This window comes from Amycolatopsis sp. NPDC059235, from assembly GCF_042754125.1.
GTDB classification, from domain to species: domain Bacteria; phylum Actinomycetota; class Actinomycetes; order Mycobacteriales; family Pseudonocardiaceae; genus Amycolatopsis; species Amycolatopsis albidoflava.
On record NZ_JBHZAG010000066.1, the window covers coordinates 42727 to 59448 of the forward strand.

The 16722-nt window shown below is 69.4% G+C and carries 14 protein-coding genes; 6 read left to right on the top strand and 8 right to left on the bottom strand.

The annotated features are described in order from the left end of the window. Position 1: 1 nt before the first annotated feature. Both ACFXI3_RS33355 and ACFXI3_RS33360 read right to left on the bottom strand, forming a co-directional pair. The gene (locus ACFXI3_RS33355) at positions 2-649 is read right to left on the bottom strand and encodes a response regulator (RefSeq protein ID WP_378404958.1); all 648 of its coding nucleotides are present in this window, start codon (positions 647-649) and stop codon (positions 2-4) included. After that, the gene (locus ACFXI3_RS33360; protein WP_378404960.1) at positions 640-1767 is read right to left on the bottom strand and encodes a histidine kinase; all 1128 of its coding nucleotides are present in this window, start codon (positions 1765-1767) and stop codon (positions 640-642) included. The genes ACFXI3_RS33355 and ACFXI3_RS33360 overlap by 10 nt, the downstream gene beginning before the upstream one ends. Before the next feature lie 439 nt (positions 1768-2206). On the opposite strand from ACFXI3_RS33360, the gene ACFXI3_RS33365 reads away from it, so the two are divergent. From ACFXI3_RS33365 to ACFXI3_RS33375, 3 genes are all read left to right on the top strand, one after another. Continuing rightward, the gene (locus ACFXI3_RS33365) at positions 2207-2848 is read left to right on the top strand and encodes a DedA family protein (RefSeq protein ID WP_378404962.1); all 642 of its coding nucleotides are present in this window, start codon (positions 2207-2209) and stop codon (positions 2846-2848) included. A 132-nt stretch (positions 2849-2980) separates the two neighbouring features. Next, on the top strand, positions 2981-3742 hold the full coding sequence (locus ACFXI3_RS33370; RefSeq protein ID WP_378404964.1) for a DUF4253 domain-containing protein: 762 nt from the start codon (positions 2981-2983) through the stop codon (positions 3740-3742). Positions 3743-4653: 911 nt separating this feature from the next. After that, positions 4654-5505, top strand: coding sequence for a DUF72 domain-containing protein (locus tag ACFXI3_RS33375; RefSeq protein WP_378404966.1), 852 nt, complete (start codon positions 4654-4656; stop codon positions 5503-5505). 138 nt (positions 5506-5643) lie between these two features. On the opposite strand, the gene ACFXI3_RS33380 is transcribed toward ACFXI3_RS33375, so the two are convergent. After that, positions 5644-8430, bottom strand: coding sequence for a BTAD domain-containing putative transcriptional regulator (locus ACFXI3_RS33380; protein ID WP_378404968.1), 2787 nt, complete (start codon positions 8428-8430; stop codon positions 5644-5646). 68 nt (positions 8431-8498) lie between these two features. Between ACFXI3_RS33380 and ACFXI3_RS33385 the strand changes: the two genes are divergently transcribed. Next, a complete protein-coding gene (locus ACFXI3_RS33385; RefSeq protein ID WP_378404970.1) occupies positions 8499-9437 on the top strand; it encodes an o-succinylbenzoate synthase in 939 nt (312 codons plus the stop codon). An 85-nt stretch (positions 9438-9522) separates the two neighbouring features. Then, positions 9523-9732, top strand: coding sequence for a PspC domain-containing protein (locus tag ACFXI3_RS33390; RefSeq protein ID WP_037807882.1), 210 nt, complete (start codon positions 9523-9525; stop codon positions 9730-9732). Positions 9733-9826: 94 nt separating this feature from the next. On the opposite strand, the gene groL is transcribed toward ACFXI3_RS33390, so the two are convergent. The 4 genes from groL to ACFXI3_RS33410 all read right to left on the bottom strand — a co-directional run bounded on the left by groL (position 9827) and on the right by ACFXI3_RS33410 (position 14406). Then, complete coding sequence (gene groL, locus ACFXI3_RS33395; protein WP_344264958.1) at positions 9827-11455, bottom strand: chaperonin GroEL; 1629 nt, start codon at positions 11453-11455, stop codon at positions 9827-9829. A 267-nt stretch (positions 11456-11722) separates the two neighbouring features. After that, entirely contained in the window at positions 11723-13414 is a 1692-nt protein-coding gene (locus ACFXI3_RS33400; RefSeq protein WP_378404972.1) for a serine/threonine-protein kinase, read from the bottom strand. 71 nt (positions 13415-13485) lie between these two features. Further along, positions 13486-13689, bottom strand: a complete 204-nt coding sequence (locus ACFXI3_RS33405; protein WP_009083993.1) for a cold-shock protein — start codon at positions 13687-13689, stop codon at positions 13486-13488. A 105-nt stretch (positions 13690-13794) separates the two neighbouring features. Next, complete coding sequence (locus ACFXI3_RS33410) at positions 13795-14406, bottom strand: AIM24 family protein (protein ID WP_344264966.1); 612 nt, start codon at positions 14404-14406, stop codon at positions 13795-13797. Positions 14407-14540: 134 nt separating this feature from the next. Here ACFXI3_RS33410 and glp point away from each other — a divergent pair, with 134 nt between their 5' ends. Next, positions 14541-15734 (top strand): gephyrin-like molybdotransferase Glp, encoded by a 1194-nt coding sequence (glp, locus tag ACFXI3_RS33415; RefSeq protein WP_378404975.1) that lies wholly within the window; start codon positions 14541-14543, stop codon positions 15732-15734. Positions 15735-15970: 236 nt separating this feature from the next. Here the strand turns inward: glp and cpt are convergent, their stop codons facing one another. Continuing rightward, positions 15971-16489 (bottom strand): chloramphenicol phosphotransferase CPT, encoded by a 519-nt coding sequence (gene cpt / locus ACFXI3_RS33420; RefSeq protein WP_378404977.1) that lies wholly within the window; start codon positions 16487-16489, stop codon positions 15971-15973. Between the last annotated feature and the right edge of the window lie 233 nt (positions 16490-16722).

Sequence of the window (16722 nt, forward strand, 5' to 3'; positions counted from 1 at the left end):
TTTACGAGCCGAGATAACGGAGAACGGCCAGCACGCGTCGGCTGTACCCCTTCGCTTGCGGCAGGTCGAGCTTGTCGAAGATCGCGTTCACGTGCTTCTCCACGGCGCTCTGCGAGACGTACAGCAGCGTGGCGATGCTCGCGTTCGTGTGGCCCTGCGCCATTTTCTCCAGCACGTCGCGCTCGCGCGGGGTCAGCCGGGCGAGCGCGTCCTCGTGCGAGGTGCGGGCGACCAGCCTGCGCACCACCTCCGGGTCGAACGCCGCGCCGCCGGCACCGACCCGGTCCAGTGCGTCGAGGAAGTCGCCGACCTGCGCGACGCGGTCTTTGAGGAGGTAGCCGACTCGGCCGCCGTCGCCTCCTCCGATGAGCTTGGCCGCGTAGCGTTTCTCGACGTATTGGGACAGCACGAGCACACCGGTGTCCGGCCAGCGTTCGCGGATTTCGAGAGCGGCGCGCAGCCCTTCGTCGGTGTGGGTCGGCGGCATGCGGACGTCCGTGACGACCACGTCAGGCTGGTGTTCGGCGGTCGCTTCGAGGAGCTTCTCGCCGTCACCGACCGCGGCGAGCACCTGGTGACCTTCCTCCGCCAGCAGCCTTACGAGGCCTTCCCTCAGCAACGTCGCGTCCTCGGCCAGGATCACTCGCACGGCAGCGTCACCCGCACTACGGTCGGCCCGTTTTCGGGACTCTGTACGGAGAACTCGCCGTCCATCGCCGCTACTCGCCTTGCCAGCCCGGATAATCCGCCGCTCTCGCCTATTCTCGCACCGCCGCGACCGTCGTCAGTGATCTCTGCGAGGATTCCGGTTTCTTCACCGCGGACGTCGATAGTGACCTTGTTGGCACCGGCATGCTTGGCCGCATTGGTGACCGACTCCGATGCCACGAAGTAGACCACTGTGGACACCTCCGGCGACGGCTCGTCGAGCGCGTAACGAAGGTCGACCGGGATCGTGGCGCGCTCAGCCAAGGACTCCAGCGCCGCCTCCAGACCGCTTTCGTCGAGCGCGATCGGGTACACGCGCCAGCTCACCTCTCGCAACTCGCGCAACGCTTCCTGCGATTCTTCGTGCGCCTGCCGGACCAGCTCAGCCGCCCTGTCCGCGTCGCCAGCCCGACGCGCGCGGCCGAGCAGCACCCCGAGCGCGACCAGCCGTTGCTGCACCCCGTCATGCAAATCCCGCTCGATGCGACGCCGCTCGCCGTTGACCGCCTCGACCACTTCGCTCCGGGTCGTCGCCAGTTCGGACACCCTGCGCCGCAACAGTTCTTGACTGCTCGGCCCGAAGAACCGCCTCGCCAGCCTCCGGTCGAGCGCGGCTGCTCCGATCAGGCCTTGTCCACAAAGGAATACCGCGATCGCGCCGAGGGCCAGTACCGGGAGCCAGTCCAGAAACGTCCCGTCCGGAGTTCCGCCAGGCGCTCGCCCGGTGACCAGTTGGGCGAAGTAGAGCGCGCCAGCCACTGCGCCTGCGCCGATGCACACCCATACGCCCAGCGCGAGAAGCCCGGTGAGACTGCGCGGAACGAGGTACTGCAGGGCTCGGCGACCGTCGTAGTCGTCGCCGTTGCTGGCGTCGAAGAACCGCTCCAGGCGAGTGCGTTCTATTTCGGCGAGCCTGCGTGCGCCGCGGAGCACCTTCGGCCGCGCTTTAGGGATGACGAGGAGCGGCGCGGCGAGGACCACGTACGGCACCTCGATGAGCGCCGTCAGGGCACCTAGGCCGACGCCCGCCGTCCGGCGCAGCACTCGCGGTCTGTTCACGGTGATCAGGCTAGCCAGCCGGGCGGGGGCGGAGTACTGCGGTTTTCCGCATTTCTCGAGGTGGGCGTCGATGCCTTGGCCTACGCCCGCGCGAGCCTGCACGACGCGACACCGGTGATCCGGCTACGTCCGCCCGCGGCGGTTTCCTCGGTTCTTCGGACCAGCTCAACCCACCCGGCTGCGACTTCCCGCGCTTCTCCAGATCAGCGAGCACCCCACCGACCTCGCTGAGCAGGTTTCCCAGACCAGCGAACTCCACCCACCCTGCCGCCGTTTCCCGCGTTCTCCGCGCGAGCGAGCGCAATGCGTCGATTCCTCCGCCGCCACCCCACCAGCCCTGCTGCGGTTTCCCGCATTTCTCCGGGTGGCTGACAGCAATGTGTTGCGCGCCTTGCCTTTCTACCTTCGAAAGCGTCGCATCCGAAGTGAAAGGACTCCCGTGAACCTCTTGCTCGCCGCCCCCGCCGAACCCCTGACCGGACTCGCGGGCTGGGCCGTCGGCCTGATGGACTCCCTGGGCGGCATCGGCGCCGCGATCGTCGTCGGCCTGGACAACCTGTTCCCGCCGATCCCCAGCGAACTCGTCCTCCCGCTGGCCGGTTTCTCCGCGAGCCGCGGCACGTTCAGCCTCGCCGGAGCCCTCTTCTGGACAACCCTGGGCTCGCTGGCCGGCGCCGTGATCGTCTACTGGCTAGGTGCCCTGCTCGGCCGCGACCGATGCCGGGCCCTGCTCAGCCGCCTGCCCCTGATGAACGCCACGGATTTCGACCGGACCGAAGCGTGGTTCACCCGACACGGCGGCAAGGCCGTGTTCCTCGGCCGGATGGTGCCGATCTTCCGCAGCCTGATCTCGCTGCCGGCGGGCGTCGAACGAATGCCGTTCGGCCGGTTCCTCCTGCTGACGACGGCGGGCAGCCTGCTGTGGAACACGGCGTTCGTCGTGGCCGGCTACCTGCTCGGCGAGAGCTGGTCGCTGGTGGACCGGTACGCGTCGGTGTTCCAGTACGTCGTGCTGGCCGCGGTGGCGATCGCGATCGGCCTCTTCGTGGCGGTCCGGGTGCGCCGAGTCTCCCGGCGCTGACTTTTCTGGCCCTCGACCTGGGGTTCCTCCAGATTCACTCGAACGGATGAGCGAGCGGCGCGCTGGAAATTGTCGGTGGTTCGAACTACTGTTCGATATGCAGGCACCGAACACCAGTTCGAGGGGAAGCTCATGACGATCGCACCGTTCCGCCCCGGCGTCGGGGCACCGCCGGTCCAGACCTTGCCGCCAGGGCGCTGGCACGGGCGTATCTGGGTGTCGGAGGAGCCGCTCACGCGGCCGCAGCGGTACTTGAGCTGCGTCGCCGAGTTCGAGCGCTCCGGGCTGTGGCCGGTGCTGATCCCGCCCGACCAGCGCTTCACCGCCCGCGGCGAAGACTGGCTGGACGACCGAGGCCGCCTCGCGCCCGCCGGCCACCGCGTCGGCAACGCCGACCCAGCCGAAGTCCTGGCCCGCTGGTGGGACGGTTCCTGCTGTGATGGAGCCTGCCTGCGCCCGTTCGGCACCCGCTTCCCCGGGCTGGCGAAACGCTCGCACCGCCGCTCGGACCCACTGGCCGAAGCAGGCAACACCGGCTCGATCCTGGCCGCCCGCACGCCCCACCGGCTGGGCCTGGTGCAAGCCGACCGGCCAGCGGATGTCCCCGCTCTCATCGGCTGGACAGGCATGATCAAGTCGACGGACCAGGTCGCGGAACTGTCAGCGATCTTGCGCAGCTGGGAAGACCGCTTCGGCGCCACCCTGGTGACGCTCGGCTTCGACACGCTGGAACTGTCGGTCTCCGCCCCGCCCCGCACCCACGCCAGGGCCTTGACAGTGGCCGCCGAACACCGTGCCTTCAGCCTCCCGACGTACCTGGCCCAGCCGGGAAACCTGCGGGAGTACGCGAGTTCCCTGGTACAGAGCCGCCGATGGAGGTTCTCGTGGGCCTGAGGAAGTAATGAAGCACGGAGCGGGGCGGCTGGGCCGGGGCTTGCTCGGGTTCCGCCGATCCCGTGACGGGCGTGGCGAATTCGACGGGCCTCGTGGATCTAGCGGGTTTGGCGGATTCAGCGGACCCCGCGTATCTGGCGGGCCTCGCGGATCTGACGGACCCGACAGCCCTGCCTGGTTCAGCGGAGCAGCCTGCCGCGCCGGGCAGATTCCGCCGGACCGGGTCAGGGCTAGCCGGGCCAGCCGGGACGGACGTGAACCTGCCTCCCGCTGGGCGGCGCGGCCTGCCGGGTCAGGCGGGCATCGCCGGACCCATGACGGGGCTGGCCAGGCCAACTGCGACGAACGCGAACTCCCCTCCGGTCCCTCCGGCGACTCGGCAACCGGGCGGCTGGGCGGCTGGGCGGCTGGGCGGCTGGGCGGCTGGGCGGCTGGGCGGCTGGGCGGCTGGGCGGCTGGGCGGCTGGGACGAGCGTGCACTTGCCTCAGCCAGGTCCGGCAGGTTCGACGAGCCACGACTCAGGCAAGAGTCGCCCCGCCGAACGGGGAGAAGCGGTGCCCGCCACCCTCCTGCCGTTCCCCTGCCCCGTACCGCCGTCCGTGTCCTCGCGCCGCGCTCGCAGCTCCCGTTCGCGTCGCATTTCCGCGCCCCGTCGAAACTTCGCCCCATCGGCCCAGACTCCCGCGATCTTCCTTCCCTGCCGCGGCAATCGCCGCCGTCCGCCCATTCGCCTTCTCGCCGTCCCCTCCGCGTCCCGACCCGACGGCCAGGCAACGGAGTCAACCCCATGAGACCCACGTCCCTTCGATCAGGACGCATGTCCCAATCGTTAGCCCACCTGTCCGGAAAACAGCCGCGCGGACGGGTTTACCGCAACCGTCCGCACGGGAACCCTCGGCGGCGAAAGGCGGTGAGCGAGATCGGCCAGATCCGAGTGGGCACGTCCGGCTGGCGATACCCGCCGTGGCGCGGCTCGTTTTACCCCTCCGGCCTGCCGCAACGGCGCGAACTCGAGTACCTCGCCCGCCGGACGAACGCCGTCGAGATCAACGGGTCCTTCTACTCGCTGCAACGCCCGGAGCGATACCGCGGCTGGCACGCCGAAACCCCGGCCGGCTTCCTGTTCGCGGTCAAGGGCGGCCGGTTCATCACCCATCTCAAGCAGCTGCGCGACGTCGAAACCGCGCTCGCCAACTTCTACGCCTCCGGCGTCCTCGCGCTCGCCGACAAACTAGGCCCGTTCCTCTGGCAACTCCCGCCGAGACTGGCCTTCGACCCCGATCGAGTCTCCACGTTTCTCGGCCAGCTCCCGCACACCACCAGCGAAGCAGCCACGCTCGGAGCGAAGCACGACGACAAACTCAAGTCCGAATCCTTCCTGGAATCCGGCCCCGATCGACCAGTGCGGCACGCGCTCGAAATGCGCCACCCCAGCTTCACCACGACCGAGGCGACAGACCTGCTCAAAAAACATCGAGTCGCCCTGGTCACCGCCGACGCCGCCGCGCCGTGGCCGTACCGGGAGGACCAGACCACCGACTTCAGTTACGTCCGGCTGCACGGCTCGGAAGACCTCTACACCAGCAATTACTCCGACGCAGCCCTGCGCGCCTGGGCCGCGAAGATCACCGAATGGCACGACGGCGGCCGCCGAGACGTGCACGTCTACTTCGACAACGACAGCAAAGTCGCCGCCCCGCACAACGCCGTCACACTCACCCGCCTGCTCAACCTCCCCACCGAAACCGACCCGGCACAGTGAGCGGACAGTGAGCGCACTTCGGTTGGGTGGCGGTACGGGCCGCCGGTGGTCTACGTGCTGCCACTGGGGGTCGGCACGCGGACCACCGCGCCCGGCTGTCCGCACAATGACCGGCAGGTGAACGCCGATCGGCCGAAGCTAACCCCGCACCAACCCAGCCAGCTGCGCCCTCACCCGATCGGCATCCGGGTGGTCCAACCGAGTCAACAACCGGACCGCGCGTAGCCAGCAGTCTCGTGCGGCGGCGGTTCGGCCGTAGCGCAAATGCGCCGTTCCCAGTTCTGACAGGACATCCGCGGCCTCATACTCCTCGTCCATCGCGAAGAACATGTCGACCGCTTCCGACAGGCACTCGATTCCCTCCACGTGCCGGCCCAAGCCCAGCAGCGCGCGGGCGCGGGCGGCCAGTGAGAAGCGGCCCTGTGGCAAATCGTCCGGCGGGACCAAGGCCAGCGCCTCGTCTGCGAGCGACAGTGCCTGCGGGTAGTCGCCCATCATCGCGCACAGGTCGCCCAAAGCGCGCAAAACGTTCGCCTCCACCGAGATGAGACCCAGCTCCCGCGTGATTTCCAGTGAACGCAGGCCATGTCGATACGCCTCGGGGAAATCTTCGATGCCTTGCGCGGTCATCGCCAGGTTGTAGCGCGCCCGCGCCTCCCCGGGCAGCGAGCCCAGTTCCAGCTGCACGGTTAGCGCCTGCTCCAGGTATTCGCGCGCCAGCACGTAATTCCGGGCGACTCCCTCGATCACTCCGAGTCCATTGAGGATCGCCGCTTCACCATGCCGTTCGCCGGATTTTCGCGCTGCTCGCAGGCCGATCTCGAAGACGTACCGCCATTCATCGACTCGGGCGCGTCCGGCGAAGTAGGTGAACAGCGACCAGACCAGCCGCCAGCATTGCGCGTGTTGGCCGATCCGGAACGACCATTGGATTACCGAAATCAGGTTCCCGTGCTCTTCGCTGAACCAGGCCAAAGCTCGGTGGAAGTCCGAGAATTCCAGTGCACCAGCCGACGGGATCGAGCCGATTTCGTCCATCAGCTGGTTCGGGCGCATCGCCAAACCCGCGTTCCGTGCCGACGCGATGAACCAGTCGAGCAGCCGCGAGCTGGCTGCCGCACGCTCCGCGGCGTCGTCCTCCTGCTCCGACAATTCGTTCGCATAGGCGCGGATCAGGTCGTGGAACTGGTACCGGCCGGGCTTCGGCTGGATGAGCAGGTGAGTCGAAACGAGCGTGTCGAGAGCGCCGCGAGTCTCCTTTTCGGACCGTCCGCTGAGCGCGACTGTCATGCCCAGCGACAAATCCGGACCGGCGGACAGGGCCAGCAATCGCAGAAGCCGGGCCGCGGCCGGGCACAGAACCCGATAGGAGTAGGAGAAAACTGTGCGGATGTTGGTCTCGTCGCCGTCGCCAAGGTCAAAGGTGCTCAACCGGCCCGCGTCCGAGGGCAAGGCTGCTACGAATTCGTCCAGCGGCAGCCTGGGGAACTGGGCCGCGCGCACGGCGAGGATTCGGATCGCCAGCGGAAGTCCGCCGCAATACTGGACAAAGCGCTCGGCCGCGACGGGGTCCTCGTGCACTCGTTCGACGCCGATGGCCGACGCGAGAAGTTCCACCGCCTCTTCACTGTCCAATTCGGACAAAGCGATTCGGCGGGCGCCGTGAGTCGCCACCAGTCCGCGCAGTTGCCAGCGGCTCGTCACCACCACCAGACATCCGGGTCCGGGCAGCAGCGAACGCACCTGCTCGGTGCTGTTCGCGTTGTCCAGCACCATTAGCAAGCGCCGGCCGGTGGTGTAAGTACGCCAAGTCGCCGCGCGTTCGTCCAAACCGGACGGAATGCGGTCGGCGGGGACGCCCAGCGCGGCGAGCATCGTTTCCAGCGCGGCGATCGGCGACACTGGCGCGCCCGGGCCGTAGCCGCGCAGGTCCAGAAATACCTGGCCACCCGTGAAACGGTCGGCGATCTGGTGTGCGAAGTGGACAGACAGGGTCGTTTTCCCTTGTCCGCCCATGCCTTCCACCGAGGCGATCGGTGTGGAGGTGCCGTCGTCCAGGGCTTCCGGAAGCAACGCGCGCAGGGCCTTCAAGTCCGCCGCCCGGCCCGCGAAAGCGCCGAGGTCGGCCGGAAGCTGGTGCGGCACATGAGGTTCCAGAGGGGTTCGGAACCGGGTGCCCTCGTCGCCGCCCAGTACTAGCCGGTGTGCGCGCTGCAGACCGGCACCGGGGTCTAAGCCCAGTTCCTCGGCGAGCAACCCGCTGATCCGCCGGTAGACGTCCAAAGCTTCAGCTTGCCGACCGGAGCGGAGCAGCGCGTACATCAGTTGCTCGTGCGGCCGCTCGCGTAGCGGATGTTCGCGCGTCAGACGCTCCAGCTCAGGCACGACAGTGTCGTACTCGCCGACGGTCACCAGAGTCTCGGCCCACTGCTCGCGCACCCGCGTGCGTTCCTCGGCGAGCTGCCCGACCTCGTCCCGGTGCAGCGCGTCCGACTCCACGTTCTGCAGCGCCGAACCCCGCCACTGCCCCAGCGCGTCCTCGAAATACCCGGCCGCCCGCCGATGTTCGCCTCGCTCCGCCGCGCTGCGGCCGCGTGCCGCGAACTGCCGGAATCGGCCTAGATCCACCGCGTTCTCGTCGACTTCCAACAGGTAGCCGCCGCGTTCGGTGCGGATCGCCGCGCCGTCGCCGAGCGCCCGGCGCAGCCGCAGGACATACGTCTGCAGCGCGCCCTTCGACCGGCGCTGGTCGTCGCCCCACAGCCAATGGCTGAGCACGTCGACCGACACCAGCCGATTCGCCCGCAGCAGCAGTCCGGCGAGCACGATCAGCGGGCGGCTGCCGCCCAGCGGCACCACCTGGTCCCCGGCCAGCACCTCGGCCGGGCCGAGCACCCGGAAGTCGAGGCCGTCCACACGTTCCATTGTGGCGTTGAGACGGCCCCCGCGGCACCTCGGTTCCCGTCCCCGCCGCGATGGCATGATCGGCAGTCATGCAGGTTTACGCGCTCCCGCTGCACACCCGGTTCCGGGACATCACCGTCCGTGAAGGACTGTTGCTCCGCGGCCCCGCCGGCTGGGGCGAGTTCTGCCCGTTCGCCGACTATTCGGACATCGAGAGCACGCCGTGGCTCGCCGCTGCTCTCGAAGCGAGCGAAGAAGGCTGGCCCGCGCCGGTCCGCGACCGTATTAAGGTGAACACGACAGTCCCGATTGTGTCGCCCGAACGCGCACACGAACTGGTCCGTACCTCCGGCTGTCGCACGGCGAAGGTCAAGGTCGCCGACAAACGCGCGACGCTCGCCGAAGACTGCGCGCGCATCGAAGCGGTGCGCGACGCCCTGGGTCCGTCCGGCGCGATCCGGGTCGACGCCAACACCGCGTGGGATGTCGACACCGCCGTGCACGCGCTGGGCGAGCTGGACCGCGCGGCCGGTGGACTGGAGTACGCCGAGCAGCCCTGCCCCACGATCGACGACCTGGCCGCCGTCCGGCGTCGCGTGTCAGTGCGGATCGCGGCCGACGAATCGATCCGCCGCGCGGAAGATCCGCTGAAGGTCGCTGTCGCCGGAGCGGCCGACATCGCCGTGCTCAAGGTCGCCCCGCTCGGCGGAGTGCGCCGCGCGTTGGAGGTCGCGGAGGCGTGCGGGCTGCCCTGCGTGGTGTCGTCGGCGGTGGAAACCAGCGTCGGGCTGGCCGCCGGGCTCGCCCTCGCCGGGGCGTTGCCGGAGCTGGACTTCGCCTGCGGACTCGGCACGATGTCGTTGCTGCGCGGGGATGTCTGCACTGAAACTCTGTCCCCTGTGGACGGTTATCTGCCGGTGCCGCGGCAGGCCCCGGAACCCGACCGGTACCCCGAATTCGCCGCGTCGCCCGAGGTGGCCGCGGCGTGGCTGGACCGGTTCGAGCGGGTCCGCCGGATCAGCGGGTAAGGGAGACTTCAGGGTCGCGGCCCCGGGGCTATCTCCGGGGCGATCCCGGATGTGCGGCGCGCCCCGGTCGCGGAGTATTGCTGGCATGACGGACAACGTGCAGGCCGCACCGGCCAAGAAGATCTTCCGCAGCCGCTCCGACCGCATGCTCACCGGCGTGTGCGGCGGATGGGCCAACTACCTCAACGTCGACCCTTCGATGGTGCGCATCGCCGCGGTCGCCGGGGCCGTGCTGTCGGCCGGGGTGATCCTCCCGGTCTACGCCGCCGCGGCCGTGCTGACGCCCGAAGACTGATCGCCCGGCGCCGTGCCCCGGGAGCTAGTGCAGAAACGGGCGAAGCCCGGCCCACCGCGAAGGTGAACCGGGCTTCGCCGGAAAGCAGCCGAACTCAGAAGTCCATGCCACCCATGCCGCCGGTCGGGTCGGCCGGAGCGGCAGCAGCCTTCTCCGGCTTGTCCGCGACGACAGCCTCGGTGGTCAGGAACAGCGCCGCGATGGAAGCGGCGTTCTGCAGCGCGGAGCGGGTGACCTTCGTCGGGTCCGGCACGCCGGCCGCGAGCAGGTCCTCGTACTCGCCGGTGGCGGCGTTCAGGCCGTGGCCCTGCGGCAGCGACTTGACCTTCTCCGCCACGACGCCGCCCTCAAGGCCGGCGTTGATCGCGATCTGCTTGAGCGGAGCCTCGACGGCGACCTTGACGATGTTCGCGCCAGTGGCCTCGTCACCGGTCAGCTTCAGGCCCGCGAACGCGGCCTCGGCAGCCTGGATCAGGGCCACGCCACCGCCGGCGACGATGCCCTCTTCCACGGCGGCCTTGGCGTTGCGCACCGCGTCCTCGATGCGGTGCTTGCGCTCCTTCAGCTCGACCTCGGTCGCGGCGCCGGCCTTGATGACGGCCACGCCGCCGGCCAGCTTCGCGAGCCGCTCCTGCAGCTTCTCGCGGTCGTAGTCCGAGTCGGAGTTCTCGATCTCCGCGCGGATCTGGTTGACGCGACCCTGGATCTGGTCGGCGTCGCCCGCACCCTCGACGATGGTGGTCTCGTCACGGGTGATCACGGCCTTGCGGGCGCGACCCAGCCACGACAGGTCCGCCTTGTCCAGGCTGAGGCCGACCTCTTCCGAGATGACCTGGCCGCCGGTCAGGATCGCGATGTCCTGCAGGATCGCCTTGCGGCGGTCGCCGAAGCCCGGGGCCTTGACGGCGACGGACTTGAAGGTGCCGCGGATCTTGTTGACGACCAGGGTCGCCAGGGCTTCGCCCTCGACGTCCTCGGCGATGATCAGGAGCGGCTTGCCGGACTGGATGACCTTCTCCAGCAGCGGCAGGACGTCCTTGACGTTGGAGATCTTGGAACCGAAGAGCAGGACGTACGGGTCCTCCAGCTCGGCTTCCTGGCGCTCCGGGTCGGTCACGAAGTAACCGGACACGTAGCCCTTGTCGAAGCGCATGCCCTCGGTGAGCTCCAGCTCGAGCCCGAAGGTGTTGCTCTCCTCGACGGTGACGACGCCTTCCTTGCCGACCTTGTCCAGCGCCTCGGCGATCAGCTCGCCGATGGTGCGGTCAGCGGCCGAGATCGAGGCGGTAGCAGCGATCTGCTCCTTGGTCTCGATCTGGACGGCGGCCTTGTGCAGCTGCTCGGTGATGGCCTCGACGGCCGCCTCGATGCCGCGCTTCAGCGAGATCGGGTCGGCTCCGGCCGCGACGTTGCGCAGGCCCTCGCGCACGAGCGCCTGGGCGAGCACGGTGGCGGTGGTGGTGCCGTCGCCCGCGACGTCGTCGGTCTTCTTGGCAACTTCCTTGACGAGCTCGGCCCCGATCTTCTCCCACGGGTCCTCGAGCTCGATCTCCTTGGCGATGGAGACACCGTCGTTGGTGATCGTCGGCGCGCCCCACTTCTTTTCGAGCACGACGTTCCGGCCCCGCGGGCCGAGGGTCACCTTGACGGCTTCGGCGAGGGTGTTCAAGCCGCGCTCAAGACCGCGGCGGGCGTCCTCGTCGAACGCGATCAGTTTGGCCATTGCGGTGTGGTCCTCCGGTATTGGGCGCCACCGCCGCGCTGTCTCCAGCGGCGGCAGCAGGACACGTCCTCGGCCAGGCGCGGTGCCCGCGACGGACGACTGACCGGTGGGTCAGCCTCACCGTCCCGACCTTCAGGCAGGCGGTCGGTGACCGCTCGCCTAGCACTCGACGGCGTCGAGTGCCAATGCCGTGTTTAGCACTCTCCGGGGTCGAGTGCAAGGAGCGCAGGTCAGCGTCGGTGCTCTTCGGAGAGCAGGTCGGCCGGGTCAGTGGCTCGGCTGGATGTGGATCGACGACGGCGGCGGGCGCAGCGACGACGGACCGGCGGACTTCGAGCCGCCGGGGCCGACCGGGATGTTGGGCGCGGACGACGTCGGGGCCGTTCCGCCGGTGCCGTTGTCGTCCCCGCTGAAGAGGAAGATCGCGCCGACGACCAGTCCGGCCACGACGAGCAACCCCAGCGCGATCCACAGCCACTTCAGGCCGCCGCTCTTGGACTGCTTCTCGAACGCGCCCGCGCCGCCTGCCGGGGACGGCGGGCGCAGCCGCATCGGGTCGCCGAAGGCCTGCGGCGGGTGGCCCTGCTGGTTCGGCTGACCGGGGTAGCCGGGCTGGTTCGGGTAGCCGCCGTAGCCGGGCGGGGGGCCTTGCTGAGGTTGCTGACCTGGTTGGCCCGGCTGACCCGGGTAGCCGTAGCCGGGCGGGGGGCCTGCCGGGGCTTGGCCGGGGTAGCCCTGCTGGCCCGGCTGGGGCTGGCCGGGCTGTGCTGGATAACCGGGCGGGGGCTGGTTGCCGTAACCGGCGGGGCCGCCGTAGCCGCCCTGGGTGGCGTATCCGGGCTGGCCGGGCTGTGCCCACGCGCCGGGAACGGCCTGGCCGCCGGGCGCACCCGGTACGCCGACGCCGGGAGCGCCAGGACCTTGTCCCGCAGCCCCGGGGCCCCCCGGCTGAGCGCCTGGCCCGCCAGGACCGGCCGGTCCACCGGCGCCAGGCCCGCCAGCACCACCAGCTCCGCCGGGAACACCGGGTCCGCCCGCGCCGCCAGGTCCTTGCTGCATGCCCGCCTCCGGAAGTCCGTTCGGCCGGGCCGGGCCCGGCGGGGTGTCCGAGGTCGCGAGCGGGCCGAGCGCGACCCGGGCCGCGGCGATCATCGCGACGCAGTTGGGGTAGCGGTCGTTCGGGCTTTTCGCCATGCCCTTGCGGATCACGTCGTCCACGGCCGCGGGGAGCGCCACCACGCTCGCCACCGACGGCGGCTCTCCGCCGAGGTGGCCCTTGATGACGGTGGGGACGTCGCCGCGGAACGGCGGGTTGCCGGTCAGGCAGGCGAACAGCACACAGGTGAGGGCGTACTGGTCGGTGCGGCCGTCGAGCGGTTCGCCGCGCAGGTGCTCCGGGGCGGCGTAGGTGGGCGAGCCGAGGAAGTCGCCGCCGCGCGTGCGGTGGCCGGTGGCGCCGCGGCGGGTGAGGCCGAAGTCGGCGACGTAGACGTGCTCGCGCGAGGTCTCGCGGCTCGTGACGAGGACGTTGGCCGGCTTGACGTCGAGGTGCACGAGGCCGTGGTTGTGCAAGGTGTCGAGAGCGTCGGCGACCTGGTCGAGCAGGCTGAGCGCGCGGGACGGGCTGATCGGGCCCGCGGACATCAGGCCGGCGAGGTCGCCGCCGTCGACCATCCGCATGGCGATGTAGAGCATGCCGTCGAGTTCGCCGAAGTCGTACAGCGGGACGACGTTGGCGTGGTCGATCGCGGAGGTGTTGCGTGCCTCGTCGACGAACCGTTCGCGGAACTCGGCGTCCGCGCCGAGGTGGTCACCGATGACCTTCAGCGCCACCTTGCGGCCGAGCCGCGTGTCCGTGGCCTGGTAGGTCACGCTCATGCCGCCCTTGCCGAGCACCGAGTCGATGCGGTAGTGGCCCAGCTGGCGACCGGTGAGGTCCCCCGACACGTCGCCTGTCACGCAGCGCAGCTTAACGCGCCGGTATCCGCTGCCACTGCCGGTTCGCCCAACCGGTCAGCGGACCTGCCTCGCTAGACCTTGCGGACGTCCGCGGCCTGGCTTCGGCCGTCGCGGCCGGACTGGACTTCGAACTCCACCCGATCGCCCTCGTCGAGAGTGCGGAATCCGTCGGCCTGGATGGCCGAATAGTGGACGAAGACGTCCGGCCCCTCGGGGGATTCGATGAACCCGTAGCCCTTTTCCGAGTTGAACCACTTGACGGTGCCGACTGCCACGGCGCCCTCCCTCGGGACAAGAATCCGCTGTCCATCAGCGTGCGAAGTGGAGTTCACGCTACCGGAATCAGCGCTCCCGGCAATGGGGTAATCGGCAGATTCCCCTTACGCCTGCGACACTCGCCGGTTGCGCGATTGGACGAGCACGGTTCCCGGTCCGGCGAAATCGAGGACGAGTCCTTCGCCGGTTCGCAGCGACTGCGGACCGCTCGGGTCAAGCGCGCGCAACCGGCATTGCAAGGTGTCGGGATAGGCGAGCAGATAGTCCGGGCGCACGGTCACGATCTCGCCGCGGCCGAGGTCGAACGAATCCACCGGGCCGGGCGCGGTGAGCAGGAGCGGGCCGCGGCCGCTGTAATGCTCGAGGAACCCGGAATCGGCGCCGAACAACTGCTGCAGCGGGGCCCAGTTCTGGTCGACGCGGACCGTGCTCGGCCGGGCGAGCACGCCCTCGCGGTGCACCGACCAGCCGGTGGAACCGGTCAATTCGAGCGGATAGACGTCGCCGGGACCGAGCGGGGCCAGATCGACCCAGCCGCCTTCCTGCGGCGCGGTGAACACCGAAGGGCCGCCCTTGCGGCCGCGGTTCTGGTTCGTCTCGGCCACGTTGAAGCTGCTGGCCAGCAACGATTCCGCGGCGGCCTGCACGGCTTCGCCGGGGGCGAGCAGCACGCGGGCGACGCCGAACCCCGGCGTGTGCCTGGTGTGGACGCGCATGTCAGCGGGGGTTCGCGAGCGCGGCGCGCCCGGTCTGGTTGCGGACCCGAAACTGCATCAGAACTCTCCCCGTACTCCCCGGCTTGTGCCGGGAGAGTGTTGCACGACGGGCAGCAAGAGGGAGGATGGTCCGCGTGATCTCTGTCGACGCCTACCGCGAGACCGTGACCGAACTGCTCGGCCGCGCGCCCGTCCGCACTGTTCCGGTGGCCGAAGCCGCCGGGCTCGTCCTGGCCCGCGACGTGCTCGCCGACGTGGCGCTGCCGCCCTTCGACAACTCCGCGATGGACGGGTACGCCGTGCGCGCCGCGGACGTCGCCGAGGTCCCGGTGACGCTGCCGGTGGCCGACGACATCCCGGCCGGCCGGGTCGAGGTCAACCCGCTCGAATCGGGTACCGCTCAGCGGATCATGACCGGCGCGCCGCTGCCGCCGGGCGCGGACGCGATCGTGATGGTGGAGGACACCGACCGCGGCACGTCGGAAGTCCAGATCTCTCGCGCGGCCGCTGTCGGCAGCCACATCCGCCGGATTGGCGAGGACGTCACGAAAGGGACCACCGCGCTGCACGCGGGCACCGTGCTGAGCCATGCGCACCTGGGCCTCGCCGCCGCGGTCGGTTTGGCGGAGCTTGACGTGTTCCGGCCGCTGTCGGTGCTGGTGGTGTCGACCGGCACGGAGCTGGTGGAAGCCCCGAACCCGTTGCAGCACGGGCAAATCTACGAATCGAACAGCGTGATGCTGGCGGCGGCTCTGCGGGGGCTCGGCTGCCAGGTCGAGGTCGTGCGCAGCGTGGTCGACGATGTGGAGGAATTCCGCAAAATCATCGAGCCGCGGCTGGAGTCGGTGGATCTGCTGATCACGTCTGGTGGCGTGTCGGCCGGGGCGTACGAAGTGGTGAAGGACGCGCTGACCGGACAGGGCGTGGAATTCCAGAAGATCGCGATGCAGCCCGGCGGGCCGCAGGGGTGCGGGCGGTGGAATGGCGTGCCGGTGGTGACACTGCCGGGGAATCCGGTGAGTGTGCTGGTGTCGTTCGAGGCGTTTTTGCGACCGGCCGTGCTTTCGGCAATGGGCCATTCGGACGTGGACCGACGGCGGGTGCGAGCTCGGTTGACCGAGGACATGACGTCCCCGGCCGGGCGACGGCAGTTCCGGCGGGGGTTTTATACGCCGGTTCTTGGTGAGGTGACGGGGGTTGTCGGGCCGCGGGGTGGGCCTGGGTCGCATTTGCTGGCGGCGTTTACGCAGGCTAATTGCCTGATCGTGTTGCCAGAGGAGGTTTCGGCGGCTTCGGAGGGGGATGAGGTTGAGGTGCTGCTGCTTTAGCAGTGGTCTGTTCGGCGGTTTTTCTTGCTAGGTGGGCTGTTCGCCTGATGCTGCCGTGCTCTGCGGTGCCCATGACGCTCGTGCCTCAAGACCGCGTTCTGACGGCGCAGCAAGTTGATTCCGCGCGCCCGGCGATTTTCTCTGTCGCCCAGCCGTTGGCGAATTCGCGGGATCGTCGCAGCCGGATTCGGCGAGAATGCTCGGCTGAGGTTTCCCAGCCGAGCGTTTCTCGCCGATCAGCCGACCTGTGCGGCGATGGTCCGTGCGCACTCCAGCGACTCGGTGCGCGTGGTGTCCACCTCCAGGTCATAGACCATGCCGCGGTGGACCATCTCCGCCTGGGACGCCGCCATGCCGATGACCCGATCCCCTCGTGCGACCTCGCGGCCCGCGGCAACCGCACTGTCGCATCGGATGCCGACCCACAGCACCCGCAGTTCGCCCAAAGCCTTCTGCCATCGCTTCTGCGAGTCAGCTCCGCCGAGGAAGACCTCGTCAACGATGACCCTGGCACCCGCACGGGCCATCGCGGCGATCCCCTCGATCCATGCCGCTTCCAGCCTTCGGAACTCCGGCCCGACGATCACCTGTCCGTCCGGAGCGAACTCGATCCCGGCATTCGACGCGGGCATCGCCTCGACCAGTGTGTCGGTCCCCAGGGCCAGCCACGGATCCGGCAGGATTGCCTGCAGACACCGAACGATCCCGGACTTCCCCGAACTGGAACCACCGTTGAGAAGGATCACCTCAGCCATCACCAAGCCACGGTAGAGGCACCGCGGCAGCGCTCGAAACGGATTTCCGCGAACGCCGCACCGTCTGCCGCAACCCGGTGAACCTTCCCGGTCAGAGCACTAGCCCCGCAGTCCCAACCCCGCAGTCCTCGCGGATCCACCGCGGACCTCAAACCGAGACCTTGCAGCCCCCGCCAACGCAGCCCCCGCCAACGCAGCCCCCCGCCGGGGGCGGCGACCCCGCGGACGGGGGC

Excerpts from the sequence above, each read along its gene's own strand:
- ACFXI3_RS33410 (WP_344264966.1), bottom strand. The coding sequence starts at position 14,406 with ATGCGCGTCCACACCAGGCACACGCCGGGGTTCGGCGTCGCCCGCGTG.
- ACFXI3_RS33380 (WP_378404968.1), bottom strand. The coding sequence starts at position 8,430 with ATGGAACGTGTGGACGGCCTCGACTTCCGGGTGCTCGGCCCGGCCGAG.
- ACFXI3_RS33390 (WP_037807882.1), top strand. The coding sequence starts at position 9,523 with ATGACGGACAACGTGCAGGCCGCACCGGCCAAGAAGATCTTCCGCAGC.
- groL (WP_344264958.1), bottom strand. The coding sequence starts at position 11,455 with ATGGCCAAACTGATCGCGTTCGACGAGGACGCCCGCCGCGGTCTTGAG.
- cpt (WP_378404977.1), bottom strand. The coding sequence starts at position 16,489 with ATGGCTGAGGTGATCCTTCTCAACGGTGGTTCCAGTTCGGGGAAGTCC.
- ACFXI3_RS33370 (WP_378404964.1), top strand. The coding sequence starts at position 2,981 with ATGACGATCGCACCGTTCCGCCCCGGCGTCGGGGCACCGCCGGTCCAG.
- ACFXI3_RS33385 (WP_378404970.1), top strand. The coding sequence starts at position 8,499 with ATGCAGGTTTACGCGCTCCCGCTGCACACCCGGTTCCGGGACATCACC.